Here is an 18,636-nt window from a genome sequence, read left to right on the forward strand (position 1 = left end):
TGACATTGCTGCCCCTTCGCCTTGCATGTATTAAGCCTGCCGCTAGCGTTCATCCTGAGCCAGGATCAAACTCTCCATTGTAAATGTTGTTGTGGCTTCTGTAAACCCCTGCCCATTACAGACAGCAGCCACAGAGCCGAATTCTCCTAAACAAATCTCCTTGTTTTGCTCTCTTCATCATGTCAAAGAACTGGGCTCTGATTGCCTCAGAACTGGTGGCCTTGCCAACTGCAAAACCCATTATTCCCGATTGGGAGTGCAAAAGTGCAACATTAACTTTTTATACGCAAGCACAGAATGAAAATATTTATCGCATTTTTCCCCAAATCTCCTTAACCGGTTGATAATCAATATTAGCTAACGGAAAATAGTTCCAGAAAACTTCCTCCGACTGACTCTCCCGGCAAGTACCACGAGCAGTATGCATCAGGCAGCTTCTAGATACCCCTCTTCTAAATACAGAAACAAAAAAAGGCCCCTGCTGGCAGGGACCTGATTCTTAAACTTTGTATACTATGATTATGATCCGCAAGCTTCACATCCTTCCGGATCATCCAATGAACACTGCATGTCGGATCGGTTGTCGCGCGGTACAATCGGCTTTGCATGCTCTTCGGCATACTGAACGTAATTCAGCTCTTTTTCAGCGACAACAGCGGTTGCAGGCTCAAGCTGTACTTCTGCCTGCTTGCTTACTGTAAACTGAACAGGATCGGAAGCCGCTCTGGTTCTCAAATAATACATTCCGGTTTTAAGCCCTTTTTTCCATGCATAGAAGTGCATGGAAGTAAGCTTTCCGAAATTCGCTTCTTCCATAAAAATATTCAGCGACTGAGACTGGCAAATAAATGCGCCGCGATCGGCTGACATATCCAGCAAGCTACGCTGCTTGATTTCCCATGCCGTTTTATAAAGATCTTTGATATTCTGAGGAATGTTCGGAATGGGCTGAACCGAACCGCTTGCACGGACAAGGTTATTTTTCATTTCTTCATTCCAAAGACCCAATCTTACAAGATCTTTAAGCAGATATTTGTTTACAACAACAAATTCGCCTGAAAGGACGCGCCTTACATATATATTGGATGTAAATGGCTCAAAACATTCGTTATTTCCAAGTATCTGGCTTGTTGAAGCCGTCGGCATCGGCGCCAGCAATAATGAATTGCGAACACCGTACTGAATCACTTCTTTTCTCAGCTTGTTCCAGTCCCAGCGATTGCTTTCAGGCGTCACGCCCCACATATCAAACTGAAAAATTCCTTTTGAAATCGGACTTCCCGCCCATGTTTCATATGGTCCGTGTTGCATGGCCAACTCCATGGATGCTTCCATGGAACCAAAGTAAATGGTTTCAAACACATCTTTATTCAGCTGACGCGCTTCATCAGAATCAAAAGGCATCCGCATCATGCAAAATGCATCGGCAAGTCCTTGTACGCCGATTCCGATTGGCCGGTGTCTTTTATTGCTTTTTTCTGCTTCGGGTACCGGGTAATAATTCAGGTCGATGATTTTGTTCAGGTTGCGTGTAATGACCTTTGTAATTTCATAGAGTTTCTTATGGTCAAAACGCATATATCCGTCCGCACCCTGTTCAACGAACTTTGGCAATGCAATGGAAGCAAGGTTACAAACCGCCACTTCATCCGGCGCTGTGTACTCGATAATTTCGGTACAAAGGTTCGACGACTTGATCGTTCCCAGATTTTTCTGGTTTGATTTGCTGTTTGCATGGTCCTTGTACAACATATAAGGCGTGCCCGTTTCAATCTGCGATTCCATGATTGCAAACCATAAATCCTGCGCTTTGATGGTTTTACGCGCTCTGCCTTCCAGCTCGTATTTTTCATACAGCTTTTCAAATTCCTCGCTGTGCGTATCCGAAAGTCCCGGGCATTCGTGCGGACAGAACAATGACCACGTATCGTTTGCCTCTACGCGCTTCATAAACAAATCCGGAATCCACAAAGCATAGAAAAGGTCGCGGGCACGCTGCTCTTCTTTTCCGTGATTCTTTTTAAGATCAAGAAAATCGAATATATCCGAATGCCACGGCTCCATATAGATGGCGAAAGAACCTTTACGCTTTCCGCCGCCCTGATCAACATATCTTGCCGTGTCATTGAATACGCGAAGCATCGGAACAATACCGTTCGATTGTCCATTCGTACCTTTAATATAAGTACCCGTAGCACGCACATCATGAATGCTGAGCCCGATACCGCCGGCAGACTGCGAAATCAATGCACAGTTTTTAAGCGTATCGTAAATTCCATTGATGCTATCTTCTTTCATCGTCAGCAGAAAGCACGAAGACATTTGCGGCTTTGGCGTTCCTGCGTTGAATAAAGTAGGCGTTGCATGTGTAAACCATTTTTCCGAAAGCAAATGATACGTTTCTATCGCAGCCTGAACATCGTCCTGGTGAATCCCGACAGCAACACGCATGAGCATATGCTGGGGTCTTTCAACGATTTTACCGTCTACCTTCAGTAAGTAAGATTTTTCAAGTGTTTTGTAACCGAAATAATCATAGGCATAATCACGGTCATATATAATAGTGGAATCAAGCAGGGAAGCATTCTGGCGGATTACATCATAAACTTCTTTTGAAATAAGTGATGCATTTTCTCCCGTTTTGGAGTCTACGTAAGTGTAAAGCCGCTTCATCGTAGCTGAAAACGACTTCAATGTATTTTTATGAAGGTTCGAGATTGCAACCCGGGCAGCAAGAATAGCATAATCCGGATGTTTTGTGGTCATGGAAGCCGCAGTTTCGGCAGCCAGATTATCCAGTTCAGCGGTAGTAACGCCATCGTAAATGCCCGATACAACTTTCTTGGCCACTTCGATCGGCTGGATATAATTGATATCAAGCCCGTAGCTCAGTTTCTCGATGCGTGCTGTCACCTTGTCGAACTTTACCGATTCGCGGCGGCCGTCACGCTTTATTACATACATTGACATATGAGTAGATTGTTAAAAGGAAGTAAGTGATGTATATTATTGAAATTTTAAGTCGGTGAAGCCTTAAAATCCCTTGAAATAACATTAAATTAACATGATTAGCAACCCCGGTTTCGGGCGCAAAATTTGTGTTATAGGGATAATGCAAATTAAGTTTCAAGTAAGATTCTTATAGCTAGCCGGTTACGGATACAGTTCCCGTAAATTGATCACAAAAAATATTTTTTATTTTTTTCAGCTTAAAAATTTGTAAACTTTTTTCAGTAACAACCTAATTTTTCCGATCAAATATTTTACATTAACATCTACTGATCAATAAGTTATAATGATAAAAAATGTTTATGAAAATTATTTTTTGTAAACTTTATTTTTCAGGCCGGTAATTTACTTGCAAAACTTTTTGTCTCAACGAACCCTGTTATTTTAAAATAAAGCATTAATATTCCCCCTGTTATGGATAAAACAACTGCCGTTTCCTCCCGAAGAAATTTTGTAAAAAAGAGTGCCGGGCTTATTGCAGGCCTGGCCGCCGGCCCCACTTTCGTTCAGGCTTTGACAATACAAAAACTGGACCCGCTATACTCCCTGCAGCTTGGTGTTTTTGCCGCTTATGAAAAAGCTGATTTTCTGAGAGAATCCGGGTGCAGTTATATAGAAGAGTCGGTTACCGGCTTCCTCATTCCCGACAACGGAGACACGCAGTATGCAAAAAACCTGGAACAGCTGCGATCTGAAAACTTTCCGATCAGATCATATGTAATCCTGCTTCCCGGAAGCCTGAAAACGCTTGGGCCGGATGCCAATCATGAAGCCATTCTGCAGCGTACGGAACTTGTGCTGAAACGTGCAAAGGAATGCAGTTCGCAATATGTTGTGTTCGGAAGCGGCGGTTCCCGGATTATTCCCGAAGGCTATGACCGCGACAAGGCAAAAGCCCAGCATATTGAACTTACAAGAAAAATGGCGCCGCTTGCCGAAAAATATGGCGTGACCATAGCCGTTGAACCTCTCAACCGCGGAGAGACCAACTTTATCAACAGCCTGGCCGAAGGCGTTGAAATCGTGGAAGCCGTGAAAAGTCCGAAAGTCAAGCTCTTATGCGACATTTACCATATGCTGAAAGAAGACGAACCGCCTGCTGAAATTGTCAAATACGGAAAGCATATTGTGCATTGTCACATTGCAGAAAAGGAAAACCGTACGCCGCCGGGCGTAAAGGGCGATGATTTCCGGCCGTATCTCAACGCTTTGAAAAAAATAAACTACAAAGGCGGATTATCCATAGAATGCTTCGTTTATAACGATTTTGAAAAAGAAGCCAGAAGAGGGATTCAAGTACTTAAACAGCAATTGAGTGAAGTTTAAATAAACGTTTTTGTTCGTATCGTACTAACATCAAAAAAGATAGCCTTCTTTTACTTGGTTTACAAGATTAGAATTTCTACTTTTGCAATCCTTTTTGAGAATTGTATCGAAACACATAATATTATATACCAATGAAAAAAGATATTCATCCCAATTACAGAGAAGTAGTTTTCTGGGATTTATCAAGCGATTATAAATTCATTACGCGCTCTACAATAGAAACCAACGAAAACATTACTTGGGAAGATGGCAAATCATACCCGGTTTATAAAGTCGAGGTTTCTTCTCAGTCACATCCTTTCTATACAGGTAAAAATGTACTTGTAGATACAGCCGGACGTGTTGACAAGTTCAGAAAACGTTACGGACAACAAAAAGAAGCGTAAGATCTTCTTTTCAGCTTCGGGTTATTGAATTAAAAACTTTGGCTGATCCGTTCTAAAATATTTACAAAGAAGCAGTCTCCTGATAAAAGTCACAGGAGACTGCTTCTTTTTTTGTCCTGTCCGAAAAATGGACGAACTTTGGCTGCACATACTTAAGTAAAATATGCTTCATACCATTCTGTTTGACGATCCTGTAATTCGTACGCAGCTTTTACCATTTACATACACCCGACCGGTTGCAGCCATTCGCTGCGGTATTGAAAAAATATACGAAAAGTGGAATGACTGGCTGAAAACGGCTGTTTCTTTTCATACGGAACCTTATTTAAGCCGTAAATTTCCGTTGACCGTTGTTGATGACAACCTTTTTATAAACGGCGGTTTATGCCCGGATGAAAAGCTGGTTGCAGCCATTCAGGATTTAGCTGTAAATACAGCTCTGACTTCGGAAAACGGCGAAATACTTGCCGTCAGAAGTTCCGCCGGTTGGCAGCCATCCATTGAATATACCCATATCACTGCTCTGACCTATTCCGGTCCGTTTACAATGATCAGAAATGTATGGGATATTTTTACATTCAACGGCGCACAGATAAAAGCTGATTTTGAGAGAATAACGGCAAACAGAAAATCCGAACCGGTTACAGATCCTTTTACGCATTGTTACCATAAAGAGCAGATTTTCATTGAAACCGGGGCGGTGATCAAAGCGGCGGTGATCAATGCGGAAAACGGCCCTGTTTACATCGGACGAAATGCCTTGATCCAGGAAGGATCGCTTATTCAGGGGCCATTCGCCATGGGTGAAAGTTCCGTACTTGCGCAAGGTGCCAAAATACGGCCCGGTACAAGCATCGGATCTTTTTGTAAAGTTGGCGGTGAAGTAAGCAACAGTGTATTTTTCGGGTACAGCAACAAAGGCCACGACGGCTATTTAGGCAATTCGGTGCTTGGCGAATGGTGCAATCTGGGCGCAAATACCAATAACTCAAACCTGAAAAATGACCACAGCCCTGTAAAACTGCATAGTTACGTTTCAGGTTCGCTGGCTGATACCGGCCTGACTTTCTGCGGTTTGATGATGGGCGATTATTCAAAAGCCGGAATTTCCACCATGTTCAACACCGGAACGGTTGTCGGCGTAAATGTCAATGTATTTGGCTCCGGGTTTCAGGCGAAGCATACGCCTTCGTTTTCATGGGGCGGCCATGCGGAAGGAATTTCAGAATACCGCCTGGAAAAAGCGCTGGCCGTTGCAAAAGACACTGTAAACCGCCGGAACATTGATTTTGAAGAAGATGATGAAAATATTTTGCGGACCGTTTTTGAACAAACCCGAAATCAGCGGATATTCTGACCGGCTGCTGCGTTGATCTATAAAAGACTAATCTGACCAAACCGTGCTTTTTAAAGATATTCCGGGACTTGAACATATAAAATCCACGTTGAGGCGCTCGGTGAACACCAGTCATCTCGCTCACGCACAGCTTTTTGATTCTGCTCCCGGCGGAGGCGGACTGGCTCTGGCGCTTGCCTTTTCCACTTATATCAACTGCGAAAACCGGAATGAAGAAGATGCATGCGGCGTTTGTGCTTCCTGCTCCAAAATGGGCAAACTGATCCATCCGGATTTCCATTTCATCTTTCCCGTTGCTGCTTCCAAAAAAGCAGACGGCAAAAACAGCGAGGCTTTTTTAAATTTATGGCGTTCATTCCTGATAGAAAATCCTTACCGCATACTTCCGGAATGGCTGGATTTTATCGGCTCGGAAAACAGGCAGGGCAATATTTCGGTAGAAGAAGCACGCGGGATTCTTGGCAAACTTTCTGTCAAGTCATACGAAGGCGAATACAAAATCCTGCTGATCTGGAAACCCGATATTATGAACGCATCGTCGGCCAATGCCATTTTGAAAATCCTGGAAGAGCCGCCTGCGAAAACCCTGTTTCTGCTCGTCAGCGATCAGTCGGACAAACTCCTTACTACGATTATTTCCCGTACGCAGCGCGTTGCAGTTCCGGCATTTTCCGACGATGAAGTCCGCACTTTCCTGAAATGGCAACATGTAAATGAAACAACAGCAGTCCAGATCGCATACTTGTGCGACGGCAATCTTTCCGAAGCGCTGAAACTTGTTCAGGAAACCGAAGATGACCGTTCCGGCTGGTTTGCCGCATGGATGCGTTCCTGCTACAAATACGACATCTCACATCTTGTAAAGCTGGCGGATAACTTTGACGTAATGAACAAGGAACGACAGAAAGGACTGCTGGAATACGGATTGCGGCTTTTCAGGGATATGCTCGTCTGGCGGGCAGGTGCGGGCGAGTTATTGCGTGTTCCGCAGGAAGAACTTACTTTCGTTCAGAATTTTTCCAAAACCGTCAGCTTTGAAGCGCTGGAAAGAATGATTGAAGAAGTAAACCTTTCCTATTATCATGTCGAGCGAAACGTAAGGGCCAAAATGGTTTTTCTTGACCTGTCGCTTATCGTTGCTCAATTCTTTCAACGCTGATGAAAAATCCCCTGGAAACGATCGGAGCTACGGATGTTGTAGACTTTCCTGACCTTGGTTGGAACGAAGTGCCCGTACGTATCGATTCCGGTGCTGCTACTTCTGCCATTCATTGTTCGAGAGTAAAACTGGTCAAAGAAGGAGAAACGGTGAAGCTGCATTTTTATCTGGATATCCGAAAAGGTGCGCCGCAGCAATTGTTTTCTGTTACAGATTTTAAGGAAACGGTCATCCGCAATTCTTTCGGAAAAGAGGAAAAACGGTATGTGATCAAAACCGGCATCCGGATTTTCGGAAAAAAGATACGGGCCGAATTTTCACTTGCCAACCGCCGCAAAATGAGATATCCCGTGCTTCTCGGAAGAAAATTCCTGAAAAACCGTTTTATCATCGATGTATCGCAGCAAGACCTTTCGGCTAAAAAGCATTCTAAATAAACTTATCAAAATGGCAGATTTACTGCTTTTGCCTTCAACGCAATTCCATTACTCAGAACTTATATGAAAATCGCCGTATTATCCACCAATCCAGACCTTTATTCCACAAGGCGTTTGGTGGAGGCAATAAAACAAAGAGGCCATCAGGCAGTCGTTATTGATCATATAAAATGTTTTGTAATGATTGAAGGAGGAAAACCCAGCGTTATTTACAAAGGGAAACCCGTAACCGGAATAGATGCTGTCATTCCCAGAATAGGAACTTCCGTAACGGCTTTCGGCTGCGCAGTTGTCCGCCAGATGGAGCTGATGAAAATTTTCACAACCGTCAAATCGCAGGCCATTCTGCGTTCGCGTGATAAATTGCGGAGCATGCAGGTGCTGGCGAAATCCGGCGTTGATATTCCCAAAACCGTTTTTGCAAAGAACCCTTCACAGGTAAACGAACTGATCCATATGGTGGGCGGTCCGCCGGTCATTATCAAACTCTTGGAAGGTACGCAGGGCGTAGGCGTTGTTCTGGCAGAAACCATCAAAGCTGCAAAATCCACGATTGAGGCATTTTACGGATTAAGGGCCAATTTCCTGATACAAGAATACATTGCAGAATCAAAAAGCGCCGACATTCGCGCCTTTGTGATTGGCAACAAAGTGGTGGCGGCCATGAAACGGCAGGGAGCCGAAGGCGATTTCCGTTCCAATCTGCATCGCGGCGGAGAAGGTTATATGATCGAGCTGACGCCGGAAGAAGAACATACGGCCATTTCTGCGGCCAAAGCACTGGGAATAAAAATAGCAGGCGTAGATATGCTTCAGTCCGACCGCGGACCGTTGGTTATGGAAGTGAATTCTTCGCCGGGTTTGAGAGGAATTGAGGAAGTCAGCGGGATTGATATTGCCGCACTTATTGTTGCTTATATTGAAGATAAAATTGTTACAGACGAAAATGATACCGTGGGTGTCTGAAGTAAAAAGATTGAATCATGCATATAAAAATAGGAACACGCGGAAGTAAACTGGCTCTTTGGCAGGCACATTATGTTGAAGCGCAGTTGCAAAAAGGCGGAATTGATACTGAAATCGTCATTATTGAAACAAAAGGGGATAAAATCCTCGACCGGTCCTTATCCAAAATCGGCAGTAAAGGCGTTTTTACACAGGAACTGGAAGATCAGCTGAAAAACGGCAGCATTGATATCGCCGTACACAGCGCCAAAGATCTGCAGTCGCAGCTGGATGAAGCCTTTGAAATTATAGCTTATACGGAAAGAGAGAAAGCCAACGACGTGCTGGTCAGCTTTGACACCAATCTTTCATTGAAAAGCGGAGAAGCATTTGTTGTCGGTACTTCATCGACGAGAAGGATTGCTGTTTTGAAACATTTTTATCCGCATATCAGAATTGTGGATATGCGCGGCAACCTTCAGACGCGCATGAGAAAGCTGCACGAAGGCCATTGCAATGCATTGATTCTCGCTTATGCCGGCGTTCACAGAATGGAATATGACGATAAAATTGCGGAACATTTGCTGCTGGATGAATTTACACCGGCTGTGGGGCAAGGCAGCGTTGCCATTGAATGCGCTGTTAATCTATCCGAAGAAAAGAAATCCATCCTGAAAGAACTGCTGAATGACAAACATACCGAAACCTGTTTACGCGCTGAAAGGGCATTTCTGAAACAGCTTCAGGGCGGATGCAGCATTCCGGTTTTTGGCATGGCAACGCTGGACGGCGAGCAAATTAATATTACAGGCGGAATCATCAGCCTGGATGGCCAGGAATTAATCCGGAAAACGCAAACCGGCTCTTCTCAATTTCCCGAAGAACTGGGCACGGCATTGGCGGATGAACTGCTAGAAGCCGGCGCAGAAAGGATATTGAAAGAAATTCGTGAAAAGAACGGCTCGGCGGTTATTTAGGCTGGCTATAACCGGATATTCATTGAGTACTGCCAATTGATCATTATAAAAAATTATAAAATTATAAGTTTCTAGCATTGCGGAAAATCCTAAAACTTGCATTGCTATGAAAAAAATCATCTTGTTTGTTTCTTTAGTTTCATGTTTTTTAAGCTCTTGTTCAAAAGAGTCTTCTCGTGTAGAAGTTGAACCTTCAACAGATTACGCAACAGCTTTTGCCGGAACTTACAAGTCATCTTTATTAAAGGTTACGACGGAACATCGAGCGATTACTTGGGTTATTACAAGGAAAAGTGCTACCGAAGTGAATATTGCTGAATCTGTTTTTGATGAAGGAATTCTGGATGAAAATGGTCTTGTAAAAGAGCAAAAAGCAGTATATGAAAATGTTTTGGTTAAACTAAATGATAATAAAATTAGTGAAAATGATACATTGATTCTGGACTTCTCAAAAGCTAAAGTACAAGGCTCTAACATACAAATTTTAAAAGGCAAATCGCATTTATTTGGCAACAGGCTTGTAAGTGACATTAACTTGAAGTCAGCAGAAGATTCGCCAATTAACAAGACTTTTGAACTCATTAATCAAAATTCTATGTAAAATAAGAAAAGCCCGGCAATCAAACGCCGGGCTTTCTGGTTATCGGTTATTTAGGAATATTGATGATTTAATCTCTTTTTGGCAATGAATCCGCAGGCGTAGCCGGTTTTACAGGAAGTGCTGTCGAATCCGACTTTACTGGCGACACAGGCAACACGGGTCTTGCGGTGCTGTCCGGCCTTGCGGTTGAATCCGGCGTTGCCGGAATGACGGCCGGCTTTGCAGTAGAATCCGAAGTTGCAGGAATAACAGCTGGTCTCGCCGTAGAGTCCGGCGTAAATGTTGCATTTGGCGTTACCGTTGAATCTGTTTTTACACCTTGCGTTCCTTGCTGCATTGGGGCTGCCGGCCTTCCTGCTCCGTCTGTTCTTGGTGCCATTGCCGGAGCACCGGGCCTTACTGCAGGTACTGTAATCGCAGGCTGAGCGTTTTGTGCACCTCCGCCGCCGGCATCCATTCCGCCGCTTTCACTTTTCTGATCATCATTGTTAACCGATTTCCTTCTGCGTGTTTTCTGCTCCACAAATGTCATTTTACCCAAACGATACGAGAAATTGATCCGGAAACCTCTGTTGAACAAATAATTGGTATTCATTTGTGTAAATGTGCTGGATTCCAGACTGGTTTTCATTTTGAAAGAAGGTGCCAGGAAATTTTCCATTCCGAAACCGATGCTTCCGCGCTTGTTGGTAAAATCTTTCTTGATACCCAGATCATACATACGGAAACCGGCCTGACTTCCCTGCAACTGAACATCCCGGCCTCTGATAAATCCGCCGCCCTGCAATCCCCAGCCATTCCGGATCGTAAGACTTGTTCTGAAACGGCCGCTTAACACAAAACCGGTGTTCGAAGCAGATAAAGAAGGGTCCGGGCTGTTATTGGAAAGATCTGCGTAGTATGCGTCAAATCCGCCGCCAATCTGCCATTTTTTGAAAAACGTCATATTTCCAAACACGTTTACACCGTAATTCTTCTTGGAACCGATGTTGCCGTAAGTCGTTGTAATAACGCCTTGTTCGCTGGTTGTACGGATGCTTTCGATTGAATTGTTTGTGAAACGGGCAAACGTGGAAACATTCACATAAAGGGAATTTTTGAAAAAGCTTGTTCCCAGTTCCACCTGATCCGTCAGCTCGGGTCTCAGCTGCGGATTTCCGACGGTGACATTCAGCGGGTTGGCTGCATTTCTGTTAGGGTTCAGGAATTGAATGCCGGGACGCTGCAAACGACGGTTATAGCCGAGTTTGAATGTCTGCCCTTTGGCAAATGTTTTGGAAAGGTTCAGGCTCGGAACCAGATTGCTGTACGACGGAATATTAAGATCGCCTTGTTCTCCCTGCGATGCATCGATACTGGTATACTCGTACCTTGATCCCGCCTTGATCGTAAATTTGTTTTTGGTAGTATAAGTATAGGAAAAATATCCGGCCGCCACATTCTGATCGTAGTTCAGGTTACTGGCTGCCTGCGGCGTAGTGATCGTATTATAATAATCGTAGTTACTCACCACCTGACGGAAAATTCCTTTACCTCCCACTTCAATCAATTGGTTATCCTTGATCGGCGTCTGATAATCGAGCTGAACGGTACTTTCCTGGTTATGGCTTGAATTGTTGTTTCCCTGTATCCCAAGCAGTTCGCGCAGCTGATTGTTGTTCAATGAATACACATCGGTATCATAGTCATTTGTACGGTTGTTGCGGCTGTACTGTGTCGATATGCTCAGTTCCTGCTGCGGTTTGCTCAGTGTTTTGATATAATCCACATTTACATCCCACGTTCCGGAAAGGTCTTTTGTGCTTACATCCCTGAAATTGGTAGTTGTTTCGCCGCTGCTCTGTGTATTGAATGTAGACAGTTCCTGTGTATTTCTCATATTTCTCATTCCGTAGCGTACGCCGGCAGAAAGCGAAGTTTTTGAGTCAATTTCATAGTCCCAGCCGAAATTGTAAGAACCGAAAGCCATTTTATTGTCCGTATCGCTGGTCTGACGGATAGAGAACCGATCCAGTTTACCAACCTGCAGGTTTTCATATTTGCCCGGCATGTTGTAATTGAACCTTCCGAAGCCGCCGAGGCTGAATCCCATTTTCCCAACCCGGTAATTTCCTCTGAGACCAAGGTTGGAACCTCTGTTTCCTATGCCCGTATCCAAGTTCAGCGTTCCGCCTTGAATGGTGCTCTTTTTGGTAACAATATTGATAATCCCCGCAGAACCTTCCGCATCGTACTTGGCCGACGGAGACGTGATGACTTCCACCGATTTGATCATATCCGCAGGAATCTGCTTCAAAGCATCTGCTACGCTCGTGGCGATAATGGTCGAAGGCTTGTTGTTGATCAGAACCCGGACGTTGGAACTTCCTCTCAGAGAAACATTTCCGTCAAGGTCTACCGTAAGCATCGGCACTTTTTTCATGACGTCGGAAGCGTCGCCGCCTTTGCTTGTAATGTCTTTTTCGGCGTTGTAAACCAGACGGTCTACTTTTTCTTCCACCATCTGCGCCATCCCGACTACTTCCACTTCTTTCAGCTGCACCACATCCGGACTCAGTACAACAGAACCCAGATCCAGATCTGTTTTGCGGTCTATTTTGATATCACTGATGGTTTTTGTTTTATAGCCAATAAATGAAATCAGGATCTTGAAATTTCCGGAAGCCACTTTGGTCAATGAAAATTCCCCTTTTTCATCCGTTGTCGTGCCGTCGACGGGATTATTTGTTTTGGTATCAACCAATGCAAGTGCTGCAAATTCAACGGGTTTTTTACTGACGGAATCAACCAGAATACCGCGGATCTTTCCGTTGCCTTTTGGTGAATCTTCCGCCGTTCCGGGAATGACGGTCTGTCGCTGCCTTTCACCACCGCGCTGAAAATCACCTCCGCCGCCCGACCTGCCGCCGCCTCCGCCACCCGGAAACTGCGCATAAGCTGTTGATGTCAAACCTATAAAAACAATGAAGAGCGAGTGTCGTAAAAAGGATTGCATGGTTTCTGTTCTCTAATGATGTTATTATCGAAGTTCAAAATAACCACCATTTTAAGTGATATGAAAAGGCAATAGACAGAAACGACGGATACGCCGATCAACGGGTGATTTTACACGATTAAGATGTTGAATTACTCCTTGAAAACAGTAATATAGCGGCAAAGCGTACTTCATTACATATGGAATGCATCCATTTTGCCAAATGAGCTTTATAGATTTCAGCCGTTAATCAGTCGGTATTTAAGTTCCTTTGATCGATTTGGCTAGGCACTTTGATATATTCCGTGTAAGATTGTGAATGTATGCTGCGTTTAAGCACATTGAAACTAACTAATTTCCAATGAACTCGCGTAACGTTAAAAAGTATCCTCCGTTTGTCCTGCATCTTCTGGGATGGAGTTTTCTGGTAATGTTTCTGATGTGGCAGCCGCTAAGCTGGCAAATTCAGTTTCCCATGTCTTTCTGGATAAAACAGACTGTGCTTTTTGCACTGCTGATCACTATATTTTACCTTAATTATTACTATTGGTTTCCGCGGTTTCTGTCAAAAAACAGGTATGTACGCTTCATTCTGTTCAATATCGTTTCCGTCATTATGCTTGCGGTTGTGATTGAACAGGTCAAAATCCTTATCAATCACGGCGAACAGATGGACCGTGCTTTCCGCATTGCCCGAGAAGCAAACGGTGATAAAAAACAGCATGACAAACTTGATTATTTTGCACTGCTCACGGCATTGATGATCATCGGGTTAAGTACGAGCATAGCAGCCGTCCGCAGCACACAGCTTGACAAACAATATCGCCAGAACCTTGAAAAGGAAAAGATCAATTCAGAACTTTCATTTCTGAAAGCACAGATCAATCCGCACTTTTTTTTCAACACGCTCAATAATATTTATGCACTCACCGTCATTGACGTGGAAGCTGCAAGGGAAGCGTTGCACAAACTTTCGCGCATGATGCGCTATGTGTTATATGAAACGCAGCACGGAACTGTTTTGCTGAGCCAGGAAATCGCTTTTGCGCAGGATTACATCCAGCTTATGCAGCTGAGGCTTACGGACAAAGTCACCGTCCACCTTGATCCGCCCAATCCGCTTCATGACGTTTCCATTGCACCCATGCTGTTTTTGCCTTTTATTGAAAATGCATTCAAACACGGTGTAAGCGCGGTTCAGCCGAGCAGGATCGACATTCAGATCCGTCAGGATAACCATAAGATTCATGTAGAAGTGAGAAATACCTTGTTTACAGATAAAAGAGCCATTCTGGATGAAAGCAACGGAATCGGGCTGGTGAATACACAGCGAAGACTGGATTTATTGTATCCGGGAAAATATCAGCTTGAAGTAACTGAAAACAAGGAAGATAAAGAATTTGAAGTACATCTGGAACTGGAAACGGCATGAGTATACTGAAATGCATTGCGGTGGATGACGAGCCGCTTGCGCTGGGCCTTGTCTGTGCTTTTATTGACAAAACACCTTTTCTCTCGCTCGAAGGCCGTTATTCAAGTGCCGTTGAAGCATTGCAATACATTCAGAACCAGCCGGCGGACATTCTGTTTCTGGATATTCAGATGCCGGATCTCACGGGAATCGAACTGGCAAGAATTCTTGAAAAATCAGGAACGCGCGCGCCGAGAATCATTTTTACAACTGCCTTCAATCAGTATGCACTCGACGGCTTCAGAGTTGACGCACTTGACTATCTCCTGAAACCCTTTAATTATGAAGAGTTCCTGCGCGCTGCGTCCAGAGCGCAGGCGTATGTGGAACTTCTGCAAAAAGCTTCATTATCCGGACCCGCAGAATCCAAGGATGAATACCTTTTCCTGAAAGTTGAATATCAGCTTTTACGCATTGCATACGATGATATTCTATATATGGAAGGGCTGAAAGACTATGTAAAAGTCCATCTGAAATCGGATTCAAAGCCGGTACTTTCACTCACAAGCCTGAAAGCACTTGAAGAAAAACTTCCTGTTTCCCGGTTCATGCGCGTGCACCGTTCTTTTATCGTAAATCTGGACAAAATCAGTGCCGTAACCAGAAACACAATCCAGATCGGTACTACAACCATTCCGGTCAGTGATCAGTATAAGGAAGGCTTTAATCAGTTTTTGAGTAAATGGATGTAAGTGCAGGATTGTAACGTGTAGTTACGGATTGTCACTGATGGTCATGGATTGTCATTCGTAGTCAGGGATTGTCAGATGATTGTCATTTATTGTCATTACGTAGTCAGGGATTGTCATGGATTGTCATTTTTAGTCATTCGTAGTTAGGGATTGTCATTTATTGTCATTGTTGGCCATTTAGTGTTATAGCTGACAATCTATGACTATAATTGACAAACATTGACTAAAAAATAACCATGCATAACAATTAATGCCTATAACTAACAATCCATGACTATAAATGACCAAAAACAACAATCCATGACTATAATTGACAACCCATGACTACAAGTGACAACATCTTCCTACACGCAAAATTCGCCTCTACTTTAACTCTTCCTTCAAGAAATACCCCGTATAGCTTCCTTTCACTTTGGAAACCTTCTCCGGCGTACCCTCAGCGATAATCCGACCGCCTTGTGCGCCGCCTTCCGGGCCTACATCAATAATGTAATCTGCTACTTTGATTACATCCAGGTTGTGCTCGATAATCAGTACGGTATTTCCTTTATCCACGAGTTTGTGCAGGACATGGAGCAAATGCCGTATATCCTGAAAATGCAGCCCTGTTGTCGGCTCATCCAGGATATAAAGCGTTTTTCCCGTATCGCGCTTTGATAATTCTTCCGAAAGTTTAACGCGCTGTGCTTCTCCTCCTGAAAGCGTTGTGGCATGCTGCCCAAGCGTGATGTAACCCAGTCCCACATCGTTCATAGTCTGTACTTTCCTTAGAATGCGGGGCATATTTTCAAAGAATTCCAGTGCCGTTTCCACAGTCATATCAAGTACATCTGCAATTGATTTTCCTTTAAACCGCACTTCAAGTGTTTCTCGGTTAAATCTTTTTCCCTTGCACGTTTCGCAATTGATATGAACATCGGGAAGAAAATCCATTTCTATCTTCTTCATTCCCGCACCTTCGCAATCTTCACAGCGCCCGCCTTTTACATTGAATGAAAAACGACCCGGTTTGTACCCACGGATTTTGGCTTCGGGCAACTCGGCAAATAAGGAACGAATGTCGGTAAAAAGGTTCGTGTAAGTCGCCGGATTGGATCTTGGCGTACGGCCAATGGGCGATTGGTCCACTTCAATAACCTTGTCGATATGTTCCAGCCCTTCAATGGATTTGTACGGCAAAGGCTCTCTTCTCGACTTGTAAAAGTGATGGTTCAGCAACGGAAACAACGTTTCATGAATCAGTGAAGATTTTCCGCTTCCGCTTACGCCCGTAACGCAGATCATGGTTCCGAGCGGAAAAGACATATTTACGTTTTTGAGGTTATGTCCTGTGCACCCTTTCAGTACAATCGCATTTCCGCTTCCTTTTCTGCGTTTTTTTGGAATGTCGATGGCTGTTCTGCCGCTTAGATATTCGGCCGTGAGCGATCCGTTTTCCAGAAACTGCTCCGGCGTTCCGGCGCCAACGACATTTCCGCCATGCCGTCCGGCGCCCGGCCCGATATCCAAGATGTAATCCGAAGCAAGCATCATATCTTTATCGTGTTCTACCACCAGAACCGTATTTCCAAGATCGCGAAGGCTCTTAAGTGAATTGATCAGCCGGACATTATCGCGCTGATGCAGACCAATGCTCGGCTCATCCATAATATAAAGCACACCCGTAAGCTGCGTTCCGATTTGCGTTGCCAGCCGGATTCTTTGTGCTTCACCGCCCGAAAGCGTGCGCAATGCACGGTTGAGTGTCAGATAATCCAATCCAACGTCCAGCATAAAACCAACCCTTTTTCTGATTTCCTTAAGAACTTCATGCCCGATAACGCGCTGCCGTTCTTCCAGCCTGTCTTCCAGATTTACAAGCCAGGCGGCGAGATCTTTAATGTCGATATTGGACAGTTCGGCAATGTCTTTTTTATCTATTTTAAAATGCAGCGATTCTTTTCTGAGCCGCTTTCCGTTACATTCCGGACAGGTCTGGATGGTCATAAAATCTTTTAACCAATCCTGTATTTTATCATTGCCCGTTTCCTGCTGGCGTTTCAGAAAATTGACAATCCCGTCGAACTTGGTTTCCCATTCCGTACCCGGGTACTTTTTGGATGCAACGGGAACAGCATCTTCACTTCCGTACAATATTACTTTGATAGCTTCTGCGGGAAATTTCTCAATCGGCGTTGCAAGCGTGATTTTAAATGGCTTGAGAATAACTTCAAGCTGCTTGAAAATCCATGCATCGCGGTATTCGCCCATTGGCGCAATACCGCCTTTATTGATACTCAACGCTTTGTCCGGGATAATGGATTCTTCCGTAATTTCCTCGATCACGCCCAATCCCTGGCAAGTCGGGCACCAGCCGTAAGGTGAATTGAAGGAAAATGCATTTGGCGCCGGATCATCGTAACTGATGCCCGATTCCGGGTCCATCAGATTTTGCGAGAAATAATAGGTTTCTCCTTTTTCGTCCAGAATCATCAATGCGCCTTTTCCCTGTTTTATGGATGTGGCAACCGACTGGCTGAGCCGGTATCTTGATTGCGGATCTTCTTCTTCAGTTTTCGGGATAACACGGTCAATCACAATCTCGATATCGTGGACCTTGTAGCGGTCGAGCTGCATTTTGGGCGTGATTTCCTGCACTTCACCGTCCACTCTGACTTTGGTATAACCCATTCGTGCAATCTGAACGAAAAGTTCGCGATAATGTCCTTTCCTTCCTTTTACTGCCGGCGCAAGCAGCATGATTTTCTGGCCCAGGAACTGGCTCTGAAGCTGGTTTACAATCTGGTCCTGCGACTGTTTCACCATTCTTCTTCCCGTTACATAGGAATAGGCTTCTCCTGCACGCGCATACAAAAGGCGCAGAAAGTCATAAATTTCCGTAACCGTCCCAACTGTGGACCGCGGGTTTCTGGAAGTGGTTTTTTGTTCTATACTGATTACCGGCGACAATCCGCTGATCTTGTCAACATCCGGCCGCTCCATTTCTCCGATAAACCCGCGTGCGTACGAAGAAAAACTTTCCATATAACGGCGCTGGCCTTCCGCATAAATGGTATCAAAAGCCAGGGACGATTTCCCGCTTCCGCTTATTCCGGTTACAACAACAAGCTTGTTGCGCGGAATATTGACATCTATATTTTTAAGATTATGCTCGCGGGCACCTTCTACTTCAATTAAGTCCTGACCTGCGAGTTCAGCTATATTCAATGGTTCCAAAATAATGGTTCGTGATGTTGGTTGATTCCTGAATGATGTGAATATATAGTCTAACGATAAGAATACGCTAAGAGTTGCAAATTTTT

The 18,636-nt window shown here is 44.3% G+C and carries 14 protein-coding genes and 1 rRNA gene; 11 read left to right on the forward strand and 4 right to left on the reverse strand.

From position 1 onward, the window contains the following. A 16S ribosomal RNA gene (locus FEM33_RS04070) occupies positions 1–81 on the reverse strand; the annotation flags it as partial. A 98-nt stretch (positions 82–179) separates the two neighbouring features. Here FEM33_RS04070 and FEM33_RS26275 point away from each other — a divergent pair. After that, positions 180–344: a hypothetical protein gene (locus FEM33_RS26275; protein ID WP_161597064.1), complete on the forward strand. Its 165-nt coding sequence runs from the start codon at positions 180–182 to the stop codon at positions 342–344. A gap of 175 nt (positions 345–519) precedes the next feature. Here the strand turns inward: FEM33_RS26275 and FEM33_RS04075 are convergent, their stop codons facing one another. Continuing rightward, entirely contained in the window at positions 520–2,964 is a 2,445-nt protein-coding gene (locus FEM33_RS04075) for a ribonucleoside-diphosphate reductase subunit alpha (RefSeq protein WP_139010833.1), read from the reverse strand. A gap of 459 nt (positions 2,965–3,423) precedes the next feature. On the opposite strand from FEM33_RS04075, the gene FEM33_RS04080 reads away from it, so the two are divergent. From FEM33_RS04080 to FEM33_RS04115, 8 genes are all read left to right on the forward strand, one after another. Beyond that, positions 3,424–4,335 carry a sugar phosphate isomerase/epimerase family protein gene (locus FEM33_RS04080; RefSeq protein ID WP_139010834.1) on the forward strand — a complete coding sequence of 304 codons (912 nt, stop codon included), beginning with the start codon at positions 3,424–3,426 and terminating at the stop codon, positions 4,333–4,335. A 131-nt stretch (positions 4,336–4,466) separates the two neighbouring features. Next, entirely contained in the window at positions 4,467–4,721 is a 255-nt protein-coding gene (locus tag FEM33_RS04085) for a type B 50S ribosomal protein L31 (protein WP_139010835.1), read from the forward strand. A gap of 163 nt (positions 4,722–4,884) precedes the next feature. Continuing rightward, the gene (locus FEM33_RS04090) at positions 4,885–6,078 is read left to right on the forward strand and encodes a putative sugar nucleotidyl transferase (RefSeq protein WP_139010836.1); all 1,194 of its coding nucleotides are present in this window, start codon (positions 4,885–4,887) and stop codon (positions 6,076–6,078) included. Positions 6,079–6,121: 43 nt separating this feature from the next. Then, entirely contained in the window at positions 6,122–7,237 is a 1,116-nt protein-coding gene (locus FEM33_RS04095) for a DNA polymerase III subunit (protein WP_139010837.1), read from the forward strand. After that, on the forward strand, positions 7,237–7,674 hold the full coding sequence (locus FEM33_RS04100) for an ATP-dependent zinc protease family protein (protein ID WP_139010838.1): 438 nt from the start codon (positions 7,237–7,239) through the stop codon (positions 7,672–7,674). The genes FEM33_RS04095 and FEM33_RS04100 overlap by 1 nt, the downstream gene beginning before the upstream one ends. Before the next feature lie 63 nt (positions 7,675–7,737). Continuing rightward, positions 7,738–8,640: a 30S ribosomal protein S6--L-glutamate ligase gene (rimK, locus tag FEM33_RS04105; protein ID WP_139010839.1), complete on the forward strand. Its 903-nt coding sequence runs from the start codon at positions 7,738–7,740 to the stop codon at positions 8,638–8,640. Between the two features lie 17 nt (positions 8,641–8,657). Beyond that, positions 8,658–9,596 carry a hydroxymethylbilane synthase gene (hemC, locus tag FEM33_RS04110; RefSeq protein WP_139010840.1) on the forward strand — a complete coding sequence of 313 codons (939 nt, stop codon included), beginning with the start codon at positions 8,658–8,660 and terminating at the stop codon, positions 9,594–9,596. Between the two features lie 106 nt (positions 9,597–9,702). Continuing rightward, positions 9,703–10,197, forward strand: a complete 495-nt coding sequence (locus FEM33_RS04115; RefSeq protein ID WP_139010841.1) for a hypothetical protein — start codon at positions 9,703–9,705, stop codon at positions 10,195–10,197. A gap of 67 nt (positions 10,198–10,264) precedes the next feature. Here the strand turns inward: FEM33_RS04115 and FEM33_RS04120 are convergent, their stop codons facing one another. Then, positions 10,265–13,192 (reverse strand): TonB-dependent receptor, encoded by a 2,928-nt coding sequence (locus FEM33_RS04120; protein ID WP_139010842.1) that lies wholly within the window; start codon positions 13,190–13,192, stop codon positions 10,265–10,267. A 340-nt stretch (positions 13,193–13,532) separates the two neighbouring features. On the opposite strand from FEM33_RS04120, the gene FEM33_RS04125 reads away from it, so the two are divergent. Together FEM33_RS04125 and FEM33_RS04130 are read left to right on the forward strand one after the other, a co-directional pair. Beyond that, positions 13,533–14,603, forward strand: coding sequence for a sensor histidine kinase (locus FEM33_RS04125; protein WP_139010843.1), 1,071 nt, complete (start codon positions 13,533–13,535; stop codon positions 14,601–14,603). Further along, positions 14,600–15,334, forward strand: a complete 735-nt coding sequence (locus FEM33_RS04130) for a LytR/AlgR family response regulator transcription factor (RefSeq protein WP_139010844.1) — start codon at positions 14,600–14,602, stop codon at positions 15,332–15,334. Before FEM33_RS04125 ends, FEM33_RS04130 begins: the two co-directional genes overlap by 4 nt. A gap of 363 nt (positions 15,335–15,697) precedes the next feature. Here FEM33_RS04130 and uvrA read toward each other — a convergent pair whose 3' ends face one another. Beyond that, a complete protein-coding gene (gene uvrA, locus FEM33_RS04135; protein WP_139010845.1) occupies positions 15,698–18,550 on the reverse strand; it encodes an excinuclease ABC subunit UvrA in 2,853 nt (950 codons plus the stop codon). Between the last annotated feature and the right edge of the window lie 86 nt (positions 18,551–18,636).

The sequence above is a fragment of the Dyadobacter flavalbus genome (assembly GCF_006149045.1).
GTDB classification, from domain to species: domain Bacteria; phylum Bacteroidota; class Bacteroidia; order Cytophagales; family Spirosomataceae; genus Dyadobacter; species Dyadobacter flavalbus.

Bases quoted from the DNA above. Each gene is read 5' to 3' on its own strand.
- FEM33_RS04075 (WP_139010833.1), bottom strand. From the start codon at position 2,964: ATGTATGTAATAAAGCGTGACGGCCGCCGCGAATCGGTAAAGTTCGAC.
- FEM33_RS04120 (WP_139010842.1), bottom strand. From the start codon at position 13,192: ATGCAATCCTTTTTACGACACTCGCTCTTCATTGTTTTTATAGGTTTG.
- FEM33_RS26275 (WP_161597064.1), top strand. From the start codon at position 180: ATGTCAAAGAACTGGGCTCTGATTGCCTCAGAACTGGTGGCCTTGCCA.
- FEM33_RS04115 (WP_139010841.1), top strand. From the start codon at position 9,703: ATGAAAAAAATCATCTTGTTTGTTTCTTTAGTTTCATGTTTTTTAAGC.
- FEM33_RS04130 (WP_139010844.1), top strand. From the start codon at position 14,600: ATGAGTATACTGAAATGCATTGCGGTGGATGACGAGCCGCTTGCGCTG.
- FEM33_RS04125 (WP_139010843.1), top strand. From the start codon at position 13,533: ATGAACTCGCGTAACGTTAAAAAGTATCCTCCGTTTGTCCTGCATCTT.
- FEM33_RS04100 (WP_139010838.1), top strand. From the start codon at position 7,237: ATGAAAAATCCCCTGGAAACGATCGGAGCTACGGATGTTGTAGACTTT.
- rimK (WP_139010839.1), top strand. From the start codon at position 7,738: ATGAAAATCGCCGTATTATCCACCAATCCAGACCTTTATTCCACAAGG.
- FEM33_RS04085 (WP_139010835.1), top strand. From the start codon at position 4,467: ATGAAAAAAGATATTCATCCCAATTACAGAGAAGTAGTTTTCTGGGAT.
- FEM33_RS04090 (WP_139010836.1), top strand. From the start codon at position 4,885: ATGCTTCATACCATTCTGTTTGACGATCCTGTAATTCGTACGCAGCTT.
- FEM33_RS04080 (WP_139010834.1), top strand. From the start codon at position 3,424: ATGGATAAAACAACTGCCGTTTCCTCCCGAAGAAATTTTGTAAAAAAG.
- hemC (WP_139010840.1), top strand. From the start codon at position 8,658: ATGCATATAAAAATAGGAACACGCGGAAGTAAACTGGCTCTTTGGCAG.